Here is a 17,478-nt window from a genome sequence, read left to right on the forward strand (position 1 = left end):
GGTTTTTATTGAGTTTAGTTCATCCATGAAGGGTCTGAAGGGTTTTCACGCCATTTAAATAGCTTGTCCATCGCTTCTTCTTCAATGTATCCCGCTTCGTTTGCCGCTTCTACTAGCGTAGAGTAGTCTGTTAGCGAATAAACTTGAAGTTCTTTTTCTTTAAACAGCTGACGCGCTTTTTCCAGCTCATATGTAAAGATAGACACAACTCCCAGCACTTCACATCCCTGCGCTTTTAATGCATCCACTGCTGTAAACACACTTCCGCCAGTTGAAATCAAATCTTCAATCACAACTACTTTTTGACCTTTTGTTACTTTTCCTTCGATTTGATTTCCTTGGCCATGTTCTTTTGCTTTGCTTCGCACATAGCACATTGGAAGCTCTAGCGCTTCACTTACCCACGCTGCATGAGGGATACCAGCTGTAGCGGTACCAGCAATCACTTCTGCATTGGAAAAATACGTTTTAATTAAATGCTGCAGACCTTTTGCAATTTCTTTTCGCACTTTCGGGTAGCTAAGCGTTAGACGGTTGTCACAATAAATAGGTGACTTAATTCCAGAGGCCCACGTAAACGGCGCGTTTGGTTGAAGGCTTACTGCCTCAATATCAATTAATTGTTTTGCAATTTCTTTTCGTAGTTTTGTCATCGCGTAATACGCTCCCCTTTCCACTGCTGTAACATCTCATAATATGCTTTAAGCGGGTCTTTTGCTTTAGTAATAGAACGTCCAACGACAATGGCACTTGAGCCATATTCTCTCGCTAGCTGAGGTGTTGCCACACGGACTTGGTCATCTACTGAATCTGTGCCCATACGAATACCCGGCGTTACGGTCAAAAAGTCCTCTCCTGCTGCGTTTCGAATCGAAGGCACCTCATGAGTAGAACATACAACGCCGTCAAGTCCACTTTTTTTAGCAAGCGCTGCATAATGCGTAACCACTTCTTGCATCGAATGTGTGATGAGCTGCTGCTCTTTTAGCATTTCATCAGATGTACTCGTTAGCTGAGTAACCGCAATACAATCCGGGCGTTTTTTGCCCGCAGCGGTTCCTAAGTCAAGTCCTTCAACGGCTGCTTGCATCATGTTCATTCCGCCCGCTGCGTGAACGTTAACCAAATCCACTTCAAGAGAAGCTAAAGACTTCATCCCTTGCTTTACCGTATTGGGAATATCATGAAGCTTTAAGTCTAAAAAGATTTGGTGGTTTTGCTCTTTTAATGCAGAAATAATGGATAACCCTTCTTTATAAAACAGTTCCATGCCTACTTTCACAAACAATGACTCTTGTTGAAAAGGCATTAAAAACTGCTGTACATCGTTAATTGATGAAAAATCAAGAGCAATGATTAACGGTTGCTTCACGCTTTTTCCAGCTCCTTCCGATACATTCTGAAACATGCTCGTATCCTAATGATGTTAATAGCCTTGGCAGTTCGTCAATGATGGTTGGACATACATACGGGTCAACAAAGTTTGCTGTACCAACCGCCACTGCACTTGCACCTGCATATAGGAACTCGAGTGCATCTTCAGCAGTTGTCACTCCGCCCATACCGATAATTGGAATGTTCACTTTTTGACTCACTTCATATACCATTCGAATCGCTACAGGTTTAATGGATGGGCCTGACAGTCCGCCTGTGCCGTTCGCTAAAACCGGCTGAGCTGTTTTCAAATCCAGACGCATCCCGAGAAGCGTATTGATCATCGTTAAGCCATCCGCGCCGGCTTCTTCAACAGCCATCGCCATGTCTACAATATTGGATACGTTTGGTGATAGTTTAACATAAACTGGAACATTTGAAACATCTTTTACCGCTTTCGTTAAACGAGCAGCAATGACAGGATCTACGCCAAACGCAATTCCGCCTTCTTTTACGTTAGGACATGAAATATTCAATTCAAGTGCTTTTACATTTGATACGGTTGAAATTTCTTTTGCCACGTGCACATATTCTTCAATTGAAGCACCGGCTACGTTCGCGATAATCGGCACGTCATATTGCTGAAGCCAAACGAGCTCTTCGTTCATTACTTTTTCTAACCCAGGATTTTGTAATCCAATCGCATTTAACATTCCTGCAGATGTTTCCGCTACGCGAGGAGTTGGATTGCCAAAACGAGTGTCCGCAGTAGTCGCTTTAATCATAATGGCTCCAAGTGCATCAAGTGAATAAAATTGAGCATACTCACGCCCAAATCCAAAACAGCCGGATGCGGGCATAATTGGATTTTTCAAATCTAATCCTGGCAATGTCGTTTTTAGCATACTCATAGAAGCACCTCCCCTGCTTGAAAGACGGGACCGTCGCTGCAGATTTTTTTATACGCCGTAGAATCTTCACTTTCTCTGCATACACATGCAAAACAAGCGCCGATTCCACAGCCCATTCTTTCTTCTAAAGAAATATAAAGCGGCTTGTTTGTATAATTATTTTCTAGTGCTTTTAACATCGGAGTTGGACCGCATGAAAACATAACGTCATATGAAAACTGCTGCTCGTCAATCACCGTTGTGACAAAACCTTTTGTTCCGTAAGAGCCGTCTACCGTTGCAATATATGTTTCTCCTAAAGCTAAAAACTCTCGCTCGTAAAATACGTCTGCCTTTGATTGAAAGCCTAAGACGTGAATAACCTGCACGCCTTTTTCACGAAGTCTTTTTGAAAGCTCATAGAGCGGAGGCACTCCAATGCCTCCCCCTACTAATAAAGCCGTTTGACCTGACTCTATCGCTTCCAATGGAAAACCGTGGCCAAGCGGACCTAACACGTCAATCGACTGTCCGGCTTGTTTTTCGGCAAGCAGCGATGTTCCCGCCCCTTCTGCACGGTAAATCATCGTAAACTGTTCGTGCGTTTGGTCAATTTCTGCAATACTGATTGGTCTGCGAAGCAGAGGCAAATAGTCGTTGTTAACGCGGATATGCACAAACTGCCCCGGCTCATTCATGAAACGAACAAGCTCGCCTTGAAGGGTTAATTCATATACATTGTGTGTTAACGGTCGCTGACTGACGACTTGCATCATTTCATGTTTGATCATACGGTTGTCACCTCTTTAGTTGGACGAACTTTTTTCATTGGTGTTGTATGGAAGCTGATCGTTTCAAGCACTCGTAAAATCGCTTCTGCTGTATCAAGTGATGTTAAGCAAGGTACACCATTTTCAACTGCTTCACGGCGAATTTTAAATCCGTCACGCGCAGGCTGTTTTCCTTTTGTTAGCGTGTTGATGACAAGCTGCGCTTCACCTTTTCGTATCACATCTAAAAGATTGTGATCTTCATGATGAATTTTATTTACTACTTTTACGCGAATGTCTTCTTTTGTAAACGTTGAAGCTGTTCCTTCCGTTGCAATCACCTGGTAGCCGATGTTAGCAAAACGCTTCGCCAGCGCTGTTGCCTCTTCTTTGTCTTTATCCGCTACTGTCATAAGTACTGAACCGTACGGCTTAATGGACATACCTGACGCAATTAGTCCTTTATATAATGCTTTTTCGTACGTTGAATCTTGCCCCATTACTTCTCCAGTAGATTTCATTTCAGGTCCAAGCGTAATATCTACGCGACGCAGCTTTGCAAATGAGAAGACCGGCACTTTTACGTAGACGCCTTCTTCTTCAGGGTGCATGCCTGATTCATAGCCAAGCTCTTGCAAACTTGTTCCTAAAATAACTTTTGTTGCGACATTCGCCATCGGAATACGCGTAATTTTACTTAAGAACGGCACCGTACGGCTTGAACGAGGATTTACTTCAAGAACAAACACTTCTCCTTTTGATAAGACGAACTGAATGTTGAGCAGTCCAATAATGTTTAAGCCTTTTGCAATACGTGTTGTGTAATCAATGATTGTATCTTTTACATCCTGTGACAGAGTTTGCGGTGGATATACAGCAATGGAGTCACCTGAGTGTACACCGGCGCGCTCTACATGTTCCATAATCCCTGGAATAACCACTGTTTCACCGTCTGAAATGGCATCGACTTCAATTTCTTTTCCAGTTAAGTAGCGGTCGATTAACACAGGGTGATCTGCGTGTACTTTTACCGCGTGTTTCATATAGTGAAGCAGTTCTTCTTCTTTATACACAATTTCCATTGCGCGTCCGCCTAGTACATATGAAGGTCGTACAAGCACCGGATAACCAATTTCTTTTGCCACAACCACTGCTTCTTCTACGGATGTAACCGTCTTTCCAAGCGGCTGAGGTACTTCTAAGCGCGCTAGCGTCGCTTCGAATTTTTTACGGTCTTCCGCTGCATCTAAGCTTTCAAGCGACGTTCCTAAAATCTTGACCCCTCTTGCTTCTAGCTCGTCTGCTAAGTTGATTGCTGTTTGACCACCGAACTGTACAACCACACCTTCTGGTTTTTCTAAATCGATGATATGCATCACATCTTCAATCGTCAGCGGCTCGAAGTATAATTTATCTGAAATACTGAAGTCAGTTGATACTGTTTCTGGATTGTTATTGACAATAATCGCCTCGTATCCAGCTTCTTTAATCGCCCACACGGAGTGAACTGTTGCATAGTCAAACTCAATTCCTTGCCCGATGCGGATTGGTCCTGACCCTAACACCACAACGCTTTTACGATCTGTAACAATCGATTCGTTTTCATCTTCAAACGTACCGTAAAAATATGGTGTTGTAGATTCAAATTCTGCTGCACATGTATCTACTGTTTTGTACACTGGCATCACGCCATTTTGTTTGCGGAAGTCATATACTTCACGCTCTGTTTGATTCCATAGCTTAGCAATCGTGCAGTCTGCAAATCCCATTTCTTTTGCTTCCTGTAAAACTTCTACGTTATGAATCTCTTCTTTTAACACATTTTCAAAAGCAATCACTTTTTCAAGTTTTACTAAGAAGAAGAGATCGATTTTGCTCCAGTCATGAATTTGTTGAATTGTTACGCCGCGGCGAATGGCTTCTGCGATGTAGAATAATCGCTCATCACCAGCTTTGCGAATACGTTTTTCAATAATGGCATCATCAAATTCATGCGCATCTTTCAGTTCTAAGTGATGAACGTTTGACTCAAGTGAGCGTACGGCTTTTAAAATTGACTCTTCGAACGTGCGGCCAATTGCCATTACTTCACCTGTTGCTTTCATCTGTGTACCTAGTTTACGATTAGCTGATTCAAATTTATCAAACGGCCAGCGTGGAATTTTAGATACGATGTAATCTAGTGCCGGTTCGAAACATGCGTATGTCTTCCCAGTTACCGGGTTCATCATTTCATCTAATGTTAAGCCTACCGCAATTTTTGCTGCTAATTTTGCAATTGGATACCCTGTTGCTTTTGATGCTAAAGCCGATGAGCGGCTTACGCGAGGGTTTACTTCAATTACGTAATACTGGAAGCTTTCTGGATCTAGTGCTAGCTGAACGTTACATCCGCCTTCGATTTTAAGCGCTCGGATAATTGTTAGTGACGCATTTCTAAGCAGCTGATACTCACGGTCGCTTAGCGTTTGGCTTGGTGCTACAACAATTGAATCTCCCGTATGAATACCGACCGGATCAAAGTTTTCCATATTACATACTACAATCGCATTATCGTTTGCATCGCGCATTACTTCATATTCAATTTCTTTAAAGCCTGCAATGCTTTTCTCAAGTAAGCACTGTGTTACAGGACTGTGTTTTAATCCACTTGTTACAATTTCAATCAACTCTTGCTCGTTGTTACAAATTCCGCCTCCCGTACCGCCAAGCGTATAAGCAGGACGCACGATTACGGGATAGTTTACTTGTTCAACAAACGCATACGCTTCGTCTAGCGAATGAATGATTTCACTTGCTGGGACAGGCTGATTTAGTTCATTCATTAGTGAACGGAACTGCTCACGGTCTTCAGCTTGTTCAATCGCCGATAATTTTGTCCCGAGAATTTCTACATTCAATTCTTCTAAAATACCCGTTTCGTGTAATTCTACCGCTAAGTTCAGTCCCGTTTGACCGCCAAGCGTTGGAAGCAGTGCATCCGGGCGTTCTTTACGAATAATTGAGCTTACAAATTCAACCGTTAGAGGTTCAATATATACTTTATCTGCCATTTCTGAGTCTGTCATGATTGTTGCAGGATTGGAGTTCACAAGAATAACTTTGTATCCTTCTTCTTTTAGCGCAATACACGCTTGCGCTCCTGCATAGTCAAACTCTGCCGCCTGTCCGATGACGATTGGTCCTGATCCGATTACGAGAATTGTGTTAATATCTTGACGTTTTGGCATTAGCAATTACCTACTTTCTGATTGTTTTTCATAAGATCCATAAATTCGTTGAACAATCCGTTTGCATCTTCAGGTCCCGGTGATGCTTCAGGGTGATATTGAACCGTAAATGCCGGATATTCTTTATGCTTTACTCCTTCAACTGTTCCATCGTTAAGCGCAACGTGCGTCACTTCTAATGGCGTGTTGACAAGAGATGGCTCACATACTGTATAGCCGTGGTTTTGAGATGTAAGAGCTACTTTATTGGTTTTTAGATCCTTTACAGGATGGTTGGATCCACGATGACCAAATTTCATTTTTTCTGTATCTGCTCCGCATGCTAGCGCAAACAGCTGATGTCCTAAACAAATTCCGAAAAGAGGAACCTTTCCTAAAACCCCTTGAATCATCTCGATTGCTTCAGGTACGTCTTTTGGGTCTCCAGGTCCGTTGCTCAACATGATACCATCTGGATTTAATTGAAGAATTTCTTGCGCAGTTACGTTATAAGGAACCACAATCACGTCGCATTGACGAGCTGTTAATTCGCGTAAAATTCCGTGTTTCATTCCAAAGTCAACGAGTACCACTTTTTTACCTCTGCCTGGGCTTGGGTAAGGCTTCACTGTTGATACTTTTTTAACTGAATCAGTCGGAAGTTCATGATTTTGAAGCTGTGCTACCACTTCTTCTACATTGACTTCCATGTTGCACACGCGTCCGCGAAGCGCACCGTGCTGACGAATTTTTCGCGTTAATTTTCTCGTGTCGATTCCAGCTAATCCTGGAATATCTTTTTGTTTTAAAAATTCATCTACTGATAGTTCGCTTCTGAAGTTTGAAGGAGCATCACAAACTTCTTTTACAATCAAACCGTGTACAGCTGGTTCAATCGACTCAAAGTCATCGCGGTTAATACCGTAGTTTCCGATTAAAGGATATGTTAATGTCACAATTTGTGCACAGTATGATGGATCAGATAGAATTTCTTGATATCCTGTCATTCCCGTGTTGAAAACAACTTCTCCTGTCATTTCTCTGTCGCTGCCGAATCCTTTTCCGATAAATACTGTTCCATCTTCTAAAATTAGTTGACGTTGCATGCTTTAACATCCTCCCATACTCGTTTACCTTCTACTAATGTCATTACCGGCCAACCTTTGCATACCCAGTTAGCAAACGGCGTATTTTTACCTTTTGATACAAATTCTTCTGGATTAATTGTTTTTTCTGTTTCAAGATCAATGATAGTTAAATCTGCTGGTTTCCCTACTTCGATGGTGCCATAAGGAAGGTTGAACGTGTCAGCAGGCTTGTTTGTTAAATATGATACTAGCTGCTCTAGCGTTATTACTTCTTTTAATACCAAGTTTGTATAAAGAAGCGGGAAAGCTGTTTCAAGTCCTACAATTCCAAACGGCGCAAGCTCCATGCCTTCTGCTTTTTCGTCCGCTGTATGCGGTGCATGATCAGTGGCGATAAAATCAAGCGTTCCGTCTAATAAAGCTTCAATTAATGCCTGTTGATCATCTTTTCCTCGAAGCGGCGGATTCATTTTAAAGTTTGAATCAAGCCCAGGGATGTCTTCCTCATTTAGCAGTAAATGATGAGGCGTTACTTCTGCGGTTACGCGAATGCCTGCTTTTTTCGCATCCCGAATGGCGCGAATGGATTCTTTTGTACTTACGTGACACACATGGTAGTGACAATTTGCTGCTTCAGCAAGCAGGACATCTCGTGCAATTTGAACGGCTTCGCAGATAGAAGGAATACCGTTTAATCCATGTTCTTTTGCAAAGTTTCCGTCGTGGACGCAGCCTTTGTTGATTAAATCATTATCTTCACAGTGTGCAACGATTGCTTTATTTAATGAAGCGGCTTTCTTCATCGCTTCCAGCATCATTCCTGTTGACTGAACGCCTACTCCATCATCTGTAAAAGCAAATGCGCCTGCTTCTTTTAAGCCTTCAAAGTCCGTTAGTTCTTTTCCTAATTGGCGAGTGGTAATCGATGCGTATGGCAATACGCGAACATGTGCTGTTTCTTCAATACGCTTGTTTACCCACTCCATTTGTTCAACAGTATCCGGAACTGGACGCGTGTTTGGCATTGCAGCAATTGCTGTAAAACCGCCCTTTGCCGCTGCTAAAGTACCCGTTTCAATCGTTTCTTTCTTTTCTCCCCCTGGCTCCCGCAAGTGAACGTGGACATCGATTAAACCCGGTGATAAGAAGTTCCCGCCTGCATCAATGACTTCTTCATTCTGTACGTCGATGTGTGAAGCTATTTCAGCAATTACACCATTTTCAATTTTCAGTTCGACTTTTTCAATTTTCCCTTTATTTAACCATGTAGCATTTTTGATAATTGTTGTCATTATTAAGTCCCCTTTCAATTGGTTGTAGCGCTCTTGCTAATACTGCCATGCGAATGTACACGCCATTTTGCATTTGTTTAAAAATTCTTGAGCGTTCACATTCAACGAGCTCATCTGCAATTTCGACTCCTCTGTTTACAGGAGCTGGATGAAGGATAATGCTATGTGATTTCATTTTCCGCTCTCGTTCAACGGTTAATCCGAAGCGGCTGTGGTAGTTCTGTGCAAGCTCTGAAGTGTTCTCTTCATGCCTTTCAAATTGAATACGCAGCAGCATCACAACATCGACCGTTTCGATTGCTTCATCGATATCAAGATATGTACCGTGTCTGTTCTCTTCATCTTTCCATTCTTCAGGTCCCGCAAAATATACGGTCGCCCCTAGTTTTGTCAGCATTTCAGCATTCGATCTCGCTACGCGGCTATGTCGCAAATCTCCGACTATTGCGACTTTTAATCCTTTAAACGAGCCGAACTCTTGGCGAATCGTCAGTAGATCAAGCAGACACTGAGTTGGATGCTGACCGCATCCGTCTCCTGCATTAATGATGGGAATCGATACTTTTTCCTGCAGTGCTTCATAATAACGATCTTGCGGGTGGCGAATAACAACTGACTGAACGCCGATTGAAGCTAATGTTTCAATCGTGTCATAAAGCGTTTCTCCTTTTTGGACGCTTGAAGTTGTTACTTCAAACGGAATTGTTGTTAATCCTAGCTGCTGTTCTGCCATTTCAAAGCTGCATCGAGTACGCGTGCTCGCTTCGAAAAATAAGTTGGCAACAAACATTTTCTCTTCCGGTTTCCATCCTTGTTTATTCGTTCGATAGTTTTCAGCGCTGTCTAAAATCTCTAGAATTTCATTTGTTTCTAGTGTTGAGACTGTCACTAAATGTTTCATATCGATTCCCTCCATTTTTGCTTTCCTCGCATTTCTTTATAAAAAACACCCTTTCTAACTTAGAAAGGGTGTAAGAAAACAAGCTTCGTCTATAACGCGCTTTTCACACACCCTTAGAAACCTCTCTGGATTTCAATTAAAAGGCGTTCTATGAAATTTTTCGTGCTGACGTTTGTTGAACATTTTCTACTTCTTTTATCTTCTCTTTCGGCAGAACTAGATTCAGCAGAACTCCCATGATGGCAGACAGTGCCATGCTATCAATCTTTACATGTTCTGAGATATCTAAGTGTGCTCCTCCGATTCCTAACACTAAGATAATCGAAGCAATCATTAAGTTTCGTTTTGATCCAAGGTCTACCTTTGCATCCACCATCATGCGCAAGCCTGATGAAGCAATGATTCCGAATAAGAGAATTGAAATCCCGCCCATGACCGGGGTTGGTATACTTGAAATAAGAGCGTTGATTTTTCCGACAAACCCGAACAAAATCGCGAAGACTGCTGCTCCTGCTATCACAAATACGCTAAGCACCTTTGTGATGGCTAACACTCCGATGTTCTCACCGTATGTTGTATTTGGCGGTCCGCCGATCAGTGCAGCAAGCATAGTTGCTACTCCGTCTCCTAAAATCGATCTGTGCAGCCCTGGCTTTTCAATATAGTTTCGATCCACAATCTTATTTAAGACGAGAATGTGTCCGATATGTTCTGAAAGTGTTACGACTGCTACAGGTACCATGATAAGTACAATCCCCAGTGAAATGGACGGCGTGTATGTGACGAACGGCACGTAGAAGTGAGGTACTTCAATCCACTCTGCTTTCACTACCTTTGAAAAGTCTACCAATCCTTGTGTATAAGCAAAGATGTATCCGCCGATAATTCCCATCAGTACCGGAATCAGGCTGATAATGTTTTTAAAGAAGATTGAGCAAGCAACTGTTATCGCTAGTGTCACAAGCGCAACCATCAGGTAAGTTAAGCTGTAATTTCCTTTTGCATCGTTCATAGCCATGCCTACTGCTGTATTAGCTAGTCCCAAGCCTATAACCATAATAACTGGCCCTACTACAACCGGAGGAAGCAGCTTCATAATCCAATTGATTCCTGTTCCTTTTATAATCAAAGCAACGATTCCATAAACAAGTCCAGCTAAGAAACAGCCAACCATCGTTTCTTCAGGTCCAAACGAAGCTTTTGCGAAAATGATTGGCGTGATGAACGCGAACGATGAACCAAGATAAGAAGGAATTTGACCTCTTGTAATGAGCAGGAAAGCAAGCGTTCCTACCCCGCTTGAAATCAAAGCAATTGCCGGGCTGAACCCGACTAGGAACGGCACTAACACCGTCGACCCAAACATTGCAAACAAATGCTGTAGACTCAATGTTAACCAATTTACTGCTTTTGGTTTATCATGTATATCAAGTACAAAATCTCGTTGTTGACTCATATGTTTTTCCTCCTATCACTATTAAAAAACCTCTTTACGCAGAGGCAAAGAGGTTTTCAGCATACAAGGAAGACGCTATACCCCAGTATAGTTTTCCTTGTATAGTGACCCCCCTTTTGCAGCCTCACGGGACTACCATTTAAAAGGGTATATAATTTATTTTTCGTAAATAGACACGTGGTCTTTTTCGTCTACTTCCATTAAATGCACCGCAATTTTTTCACTTTTAGCTGTCGGTACATTTTTGCCAACATAGTCTGCTCGAATCGGCAGCTCGCGGTGCCCTCTATCCACTAAAACAGCCAGCTGAATGAGTTCAGGTCGGCCGATATCAATCAGTGCATCAAGTGCTGCTCGAACCGTACGGCCCGTATATAACACATCGTCTACTAAGATGACGTTCTTATTTGCAATATCTGTCGGAATATCTGATCCTTTTACGAGAGGCTCATCATTGCTTGTTACTTTCGATAAATCATCTCGGTAAAGCGTGATGTCTAGTTCTCCGACTGGCAATGTATTTCCTTCAATTTGTGCAATTCGTTCTGCTAAACGTTTTGCGATATAAATACCTCGCGTTTTAATCCCCACTAGCACACAATTTTCGATTCCTTTATTCTTTTCAATAATCTCATGTGCAATTCGAGTTAAAGCGCGGCGAATAGCCTGTTCGTCAAGTACGGTAGCTTTTACGTTCACTGTTTTTCACCTCAAGTTGTTGACATAAAAAAATCCTCTTGCCTTGAGGCAAGAGGATTTGGTTTTAGACATATTTCTTCAAAAAGGCTATAAGTATGCCTTTTCTGCACCGTTTCCTTCTCAGCCTCTCTGGACTGTTCTTAAAGGTTCTTATTAAGTTAATACAAGTATGCCATCACTTATGGCAGTTGTCAACTTCTTTTTTCAATAAGCTCTAGCATCTCATTAAACTCTTTTGGAGCCGGTGCTTCAAATTCCATATATTCATTTGTACGAGGGTGAATAAAGCCTAATACACCTGCATGAAGCGCTTGTCCGTCAATCGGAAGCGTTTTTTTCGGTCCGTACTTCGGATCCCCGGCAAGCGGAAAGCCAATATACTTCATATGAACGCGAATTTGGTGTGTTCGCCCTGTTTCTAGCTTACATTCGACTAGTGAAAAATCTTTAAAACGCTGCAATACAGTAAAGTGCGTCACTGCATCACGACTGTTTTCATCAGTCACCGTCATGCTTTGACGATCTTGCTTATCTCGGCCGATTGGCGCATCAATTGTACCGTGATCGTGCGCAATTACTCCGTGAACGATAGCTTTATAACGACGCGTCACTGTTTTAGCTACAAGCTGACTAACTAGTGATTCATGAGCTAAATCATTTTTTGCGATCATAAGTAAACCAGATGTATCTTTATCAATTCGATGAACGATACCAGGGCGCATAACGCCGTTAATACCGGATAAATCTTTACAGTGAGCCATTAGGCCATTTACAAGCGTACCGCTATGATGACCAGGAGCTGGATGTACAACCATACCGCGAGGTTTATTTACAACAAGTACATCTTGATCTTCATAATAAATATCTAAATTCATTTCTTCCGCTACCACATCAAGCTCTTCTAGTTCCGGCACTTCGATAATAATAGCGTCTCCTGTTTTACATTTATAGTTTCCTTTAACGGTTTTATCGTTCACTTTTGCGTGACCTTCTTTAATCCATTGCTGCACTTGTGAACGTGACCATTCTGCATTTACAGTCGAAAGTACTTTATCAATACGTTCTCCCGCTTGTTCTTCATTTATAACTGTTTCAATTACATTCATTCTTTGTGCTCCTTCTTCATTTTCCCTTCAAACAGCGTCATAATAAACATGATGATTACTCCGACGACAAGTGCCGAATCAGCTACGTTAAAAATCGGAAAATCATACGTAAAGATGTATGTATTTACGAAATCAACTACTTCTTTACGGACCACTCGATCAATAAAGTTTCCAATGGCGCCGCCTAACATTAATGCTAGCGCAATACCGAACCATTTATCTTGTTTTTTGAGCTTTTGAATATAAATTATTAAACCGACTACCACAACCACCGTAATGAGATAAAAGAACCACATCTGTCCTTGTAAAATCCCCCACGCGGCTCCTCTGTTACGATGAGAGGTAATGTAAAGAAAGTTTTCAATTACGGTGATGCTTTGTCCATAATACATTTCTTTTACAATCATCCATTTTGTTACCTGATCAATAAGTATAACAGCTAAAGCGATAAGATAATAAAACACAAACGTTTTCCTCCCGCAATAAAATCAAACGAATCCATACTAAAGCATTTTAGCACATAATTCATTTTTTTTCTCGCTTCTCACCATAAAACAAATAAATCTTCATTTGTGCGGGCCGTCGGCATTACTTTTAATTTATGAATAGACATCACTTCGCCAGTTAGTTCATCAATTCCAAACGCACCAACGTCAAGCTTTGCTAACGCATGTTCTACATCTTTTAAATCGGCTTTAATCATTTCTATTACGTAACGTTCCTTTTCATCTATATAACCAGATTGTTCTGTAGCATATCTCAATAGGCGATCTTGTAATTCTTCTTTAATAAGAGCTAATTCCTGTCCAATGGAAAGATAATTTTCATACATGCAAACGCCTCCTGTGCTGATAAGATGAAGTATTAATGATGTTAGGTTTACCGAGTTTTCCATCGAATCTACAACACAAGTTTTTCCTAAGGCTTTAAATGCTTTATACCATTGTATTTGGGAATTTCGTACAGCAAAAAACACGCCCAAAAAGGACGTGTTTTTGTTAATTACTGCTGAACGTAGTGATTTTTTACAACATCCGCACAGCGTGTACATAAAGTCGGGTGATCTTGATCTTCGCCAACTGTTGGTGATACAACCCAGCAGCGCTCACACTTCTCACCTTCTGCTTTACTTACAACAATTGAAGCATAGCTGAATTTTTGTGCTTCAGCAGGTGCTTCACCTTCTGCTACCTCAAGATCTGAAACGATGAAGAGTTGACCTACATTTTCAGAAATAGATGCTAACAGTTCTTTCGTATCTGCTGTTGGATACAGCGTTAATTTTGCTTCTAAAGACTTACCGATTACTTTTTCATTACGAGCCTGTTCTAGCGCTTTTAATACTTCATCACGAAGCTCCATAAATGCATCCCATTTCTCTACTAATTGATCTGCTCCCTCGATTTCTTGAACCTCTGGCATATCAACTAGCTGCACGCTTTCTTCCGTTACATTTGGAATGTGAACCCATACTTCGTCTGCTGTATGAGAAAGAATTGGCGACACTAATTTCGTTAACGATAATAACGTTTCATAAAGGACCGTTTGAATGCTGCGACGCTCTACATTATTTTCTGCTTCGATGTACAATACATCTTTTGCAAAGTCTAAGTAGAATGAACTCATATCAATTGTACAGAAATTATGCACTGCGTGATAAATGCTTGAGAATTCATATGAATCATAAGATTTTTTCACTTTATCAATTAATTTGTTCAGCTTCACAAGCATGTAGCGGTCTACTTCACGAAGGTCTTCAACAGCTACAGCATCAGTTGTTGGATTAAAGTCCGCTAAGTTTCCTAGTAAGAAACGGAACGTGTTGCGGATTTTACGATATACTTCTGCTACTTGTTTTAAAATGTTATCAGATACACGAACATCAGCTTGGTAATCTACAGAAGCTACCCATAAACGTAAAATATCTGCACCTAGTTGTTTCATTACTTTTTCTGGTATTACAACGTTTCCTAATGACTTACTCATTTTGCGACCTTCACCGTCTAAAGCAAATCCGTGGCTAAGTACCCCTTTATAAGGTGCTTCACCCGTTACAGCTACGCTTGTAGAAAGACTTGAATTAAACCAGCCGCGGTATTGGTCAGAACCTTCTAAATACAAATCAGCCGGACGCTGTAAGTCTTCACGTTCTTCCAGAACAGCTTGATGTGAAGAACCAGAGTCAAACCATACGTCCATGATGTCTGTTTCTTTTGTGAAGCGGCCATTTGGGCTTCCTTCATGAGTAAAGCCTTCCGGAAGCAAGTCTTTTGCTTCACGCTCAAACCATACGTTTGATCCATGTTCTCTAAATAGATTTGATACGTGTTCGATTGTTTCGTCCGTAATGATTGGCTCATCATTTTCAGCATAAAATACCGGAATCGGAACGCCCCATGCACGTTGGCGAGAAATACACCAGTCGCCGCGGTCACGCACCATGTTATAAAGTCGCGTTTCACCCCAAGTAGGCACCCATTTTGTTTTTTCTACTGCTTTTAATAAATCTTCACGGAAATCTTTAATAGACGCAAACCACTGTGCCGTTGCACGGAAAATTGTTGGTTTCTTTGTACGCCAGTCATGTGGGTATGAGTGGGTAATGAAACTTAATTTTAACAGCGCGCCTTCTTCTTCTAGTTTGTCTGTAATTGGCTTATTCGCTTTATCATAGAATAATCCTTCAAATCCTGGTGCTTCATTCGTCATATGACCCTTACTGTCGACTGGACAAAGAACTTCCAAACCGTATTTTTGACCAACGATAAAGTCGTCTTCCCCGTGTCCCGGTGCTGTATGAACACACCCAGTACCAGCATCCGTTGTTACATGATCGCCAAGAACAACTAATGAATCACGCTTGTAGATTGGATGCTCAGCTACTACACGCTCAAGTTCTGAACCTTTTACCGTACGAACCGTCTTATAGTCAGCCCATTCAATTTCTTTAGCAACTGTTTCAATCAGTTCAGTTGCCACTACATATTTTGCTCCATCTGCTTCAACTACGCTGTACTGAAGCTCAGGATTGACAGCAATCCCTTGGTTAGCTGGCATTGTCCATGGTGTTGTCGTCCAAATGATGAATTTTTCATCTTGTTCAAGCACACCTTTACCATCTTTTACGTTAAACGCTACGTAAATAGAAGCTGAACGTTTGTCATAGTACTCAATCTCCGCTTCTGCTAAAGCAGATTCACTTGAAGGGGACCAGTACACAGGTTTTAACCCTTTGTAGATGTAGCCTTTTTTCGCCATGTCACCAAACACTTTGATTTGCTGCGCTTCGTACTGCGGCTGAAGCGTTACATATGGATTATCCCAATCTCCGCGTACGCCTAAACGCTTGAACTGCTCACGCTGGCCGTTTACTTGTTCCCAAGCATACTGTTCGCAAAGCTTACGGAACTCAGCTACCGTCATTTCTTTGCGGTTTACTTTTTTATTTTTTGTTAAAGCTGTTTCAATTGGCAAACCGTGTGTATCCCAGCCTGGTACATAAGGTGCGCAGAAGCCTGACATCGACTTATAGCGAACGATAAAATCTTTTAAAATTTTATTTAGTGCATGTCCCATGTGAATATCGCCATTCGCATATGGAGGTCCGTCATGCAGGACAAATAGCGGACGGCCTTCCGTACGTTTTTGTACTTTTTCATAAATATTCATTTCAGCCCACTGTTCTTGCATTTTAGGCTCGCGGTTCGGTAAATTTCCACGCATCGGAAATTCAGTTTTTGGCATCAATAATGTATCTTTATATTCCATGTTTTACCCTCCAAAAAAAAACGTAAATTTCATATCTTTTTGTACCATAACAAAAAGACCTCCTCATCCCAAAAAGGGACGAGAAGGCCTCCCGCGGTACCACCCTAGTAGATTTGCTGCACGCAAATCCTCTTTGCATTCGTAACGTGAATAAACCGCCACTGCTTACTATCATCGGTTCAGCAATGGTACTCTAGGGTGATTTTCACTTTTTTGCTTGTTATCGAGCTCGCACCATCCTCGATTCGCTTTGACAAACTAAAAAAGCTACTGTCCCTGTCTCCGTACTGTTTGATATGAAATTTCATCTGTTACCAAATTATATGACAACAAAACGTGAGAAGTCAAGATGATGTCTTGACTAGTCAATTTTTTCTTCTAGCGCTGGCATCTCATAATCCATCAGCTGATCCCAGTCGTCGCTGTTTAACATTTCAAGCTGTGCTTCGATTAACATTTTGAAACGAGTTCTAAATACTTTAGACTGCTTTTTCGTCTCCTCAATGTCCATCGCAATTTTACGAGACTTAGACAGTGCTTCGTTAATAATACGGTCCGCATTTTTTTCTGCTTCTTTTATAATGAGCTTCGCTTCTTTTTCAGCGTTTCGCTTCACATCTTCCGCTGCTTCTTGAGCAATTAAAATTGATTTATTTAACGTTTCTTCAATGTTAGTAAAATGTCCAAGACGATCTGTTAATTCAGATACTCTTCCTTCTAACTCCTTTTTATCACGCATGACCAGCTCATAGTCTTTAATTACTTGGTCAAGAAACTCATTTACTTCATCTTCATCATATCCGCGAAACCCGCGATTAAACTCTTTGTTATGAATATCCAAAGGGGTTAAAGGCATCTAGGCCACCTCCGTGTTGTCTCATTACGTCATTAGTAATGGTTTATTCGACATATTTTTAAAATTTCC

General features: G+C 41.4%; 15 protein-coding genes and 1 other annotated feature. All 15 genes read right to left on the reverse strand.

Annotated elements, in window-relative coordinates; all coding sequences use genetic code 11:
- Positions 1-14: 14 nt before the first annotated feature.
- Positions 15-653, reverse strand: a complete 639-nt coding sequence (gene pyrE / locus AC1D0Y_RS02395; protein WP_028410779.1) for an orotate phosphoribosyltransferase — start codon at positions 651-653, stop codon at positions 15-17.
- Positions 650-1,372 carry an orotidine-5'-phosphate decarboxylase gene (pyrF, locus tag AC1D0Y_RS02400; protein ID WP_028410778.1) on the reverse strand — a complete coding sequence of 241 codons (723 nt, stop codon included), beginning with the start codon at positions 1,370-1,372 and terminating at the stop codon, positions 650-652. Before pyrF ends, pyrE begins: the two co-directional genes overlap by 4 nt.
- A complete protein-coding gene (locus tag AC1D0Y_RS02405; protein ID WP_016765435.1) occupies positions 1,344-2,285 on the reverse strand; it encodes a dihydroorotate dehydrogenase in 942 nt (313 codons plus the stop codon). Before AC1D0Y_RS02405 ends, pyrF begins: the two co-directional genes overlap by 29 nt.
- Positions 2,282-3,055 (reverse strand): dihydroorotate dehydrogenase electron transfer subunit, encoded by a 774-nt coding sequence (locus AC1D0Y_RS02410; RefSeq protein ID WP_013084838.1) that lies wholly within the window; start codon positions 3,053-3,055, stop codon positions 2,282-2,284. The genes AC1D0Y_RS02405 and AC1D0Y_RS02410 overlap by 4 nt, the downstream gene beginning before the upstream one ends.
- Positions 3,052-6,264, reverse strand: coding sequence for a carbamoyl-phosphate synthase large subunit (carB, locus tag AC1D0Y_RS02415; protein ID WP_028410776.1), 3,213 nt, complete (start codon positions 6,262-6,264; stop codon positions 3,052-3,054). Before carB ends, AC1D0Y_RS02410 begins: the two co-directional genes overlap by 4 nt.
- Positions 6,264-7,349, reverse strand: coding sequence for a carbamoyl phosphate synthase small subunit (locus AC1D0Y_RS02420; RefSeq protein WP_028410775.1), 1,086 nt, complete (start codon positions 7,347-7,349; stop codon positions 6,264-6,266). Before AC1D0Y_RS02420 ends, carB begins: the two co-directional genes overlap by 1 nt.
- Positions 7,334-8,623 (reverse strand): dihydroorotase, encoded by a 1,290-nt coding sequence (locus AC1D0Y_RS02425; protein ID WP_217598353.1) that lies wholly within the window; start codon positions 8,621-8,623, stop codon positions 7,334-7,336. The genes AC1D0Y_RS02420 and AC1D0Y_RS02425 overlap by 16 nt, the downstream gene beginning before the upstream one ends.
- Positions 8,586-9,524, reverse strand: coding sequence for an aspartate carbamoyltransferase catalytic subunit (locus AC1D0Y_RS02430; protein WP_013058938.1), 939 nt, complete (start codon positions 9,522-9,524; stop codon positions 8,586-8,588). The genes AC1D0Y_RS02425 and AC1D0Y_RS02430 overlap by 38 nt, the downstream gene beginning before the upstream one ends.
- Positions 9,525-9,672: 148 nt before the next feature.
- A complete protein-coding gene (locus AC1D0Y_RS02435) occupies positions 9,673-10,980 on the reverse strand; it encodes a uracil-xanthine permease family protein (RefSeq protein ID WP_014458388.1) in 1,308 nt (435 codons plus the stop codon).
- A 156-nt stretch (positions 10,981-11,136) separates the two neighbouring features.
- Entirely contained in the window at positions 11,137-11,679 is a 543-nt protein-coding gene (gene pyrR, locus AC1D0Y_RS02440) for a bifunctional pyr operon transcriptional regulator/uracil phosphoribosyltransferase PyrR (protein WP_013058940.1), read from the reverse strand.
- Positions 11,680-11,870: 191 nt separating this feature from the next.
- Positions 11,871-12,785 carry an RluA family pseudouridine synthase gene (locus AC1D0Y_RS02445; RefSeq protein WP_028410773.1) on the reverse strand — a complete coding sequence of 305 codons (915 nt, stop codon included), beginning with the start codon at positions 12,783-12,785 and terminating at the stop codon, positions 11,871-11,873.
- On the reverse strand, positions 12,782-13,249 hold the full coding sequence (lspA, locus tag AC1D0Y_RS02450) for a signal peptidase II (RefSeq protein ID WP_013084844.1): 468 nt from the start codon (positions 13,247-13,249) through the stop codon (positions 12,782-12,784). Before lspA ends, AC1D0Y_RS02445 begins: the two co-directional genes overlap by 4 nt.
- An 80-nt stretch (positions 13,250-13,329) precedes the next feature.
- Entirely contained in the window at positions 13,330-13,617 is a 288-nt protein-coding gene (locus AC1D0Y_RS02455; RefSeq protein ID WP_013084845.1) for a conjugal transfer protein TraR, read from the reverse strand.
- A gap of 170 nt (positions 13,618-13,787) precedes the next feature.
- Positions 13,788-16,553, reverse strand: a complete 2,766-nt coding sequence (gene ileS, locus AC1D0Y_RS02460) for an isoleucine--tRNA ligase (protein ID WP_028410772.1) — start codon at positions 16,551-16,553, stop codon at positions 13,788-13,790.
- 71 nt (positions 16,554-16,624) lie between these two features.
- Positions 16,625-16,845, reverse strand: a binding site (T-box leader).
- Between the two features lie 69 nt (positions 16,846-16,914).
- A complete protein-coding gene (locus tag AC1D0Y_RS02465; protein WP_013058945.1) occupies positions 16,915-17,409 on the reverse strand; it encodes a DivIVA domain-containing protein in 495 nt (164 codons plus the stop codon).
- Positions 17,410-17,478: the final 69 nt, after the last annotated feature.

The organism is Priestia sp. P1_B12_1 (assembly GCF_056406695.1).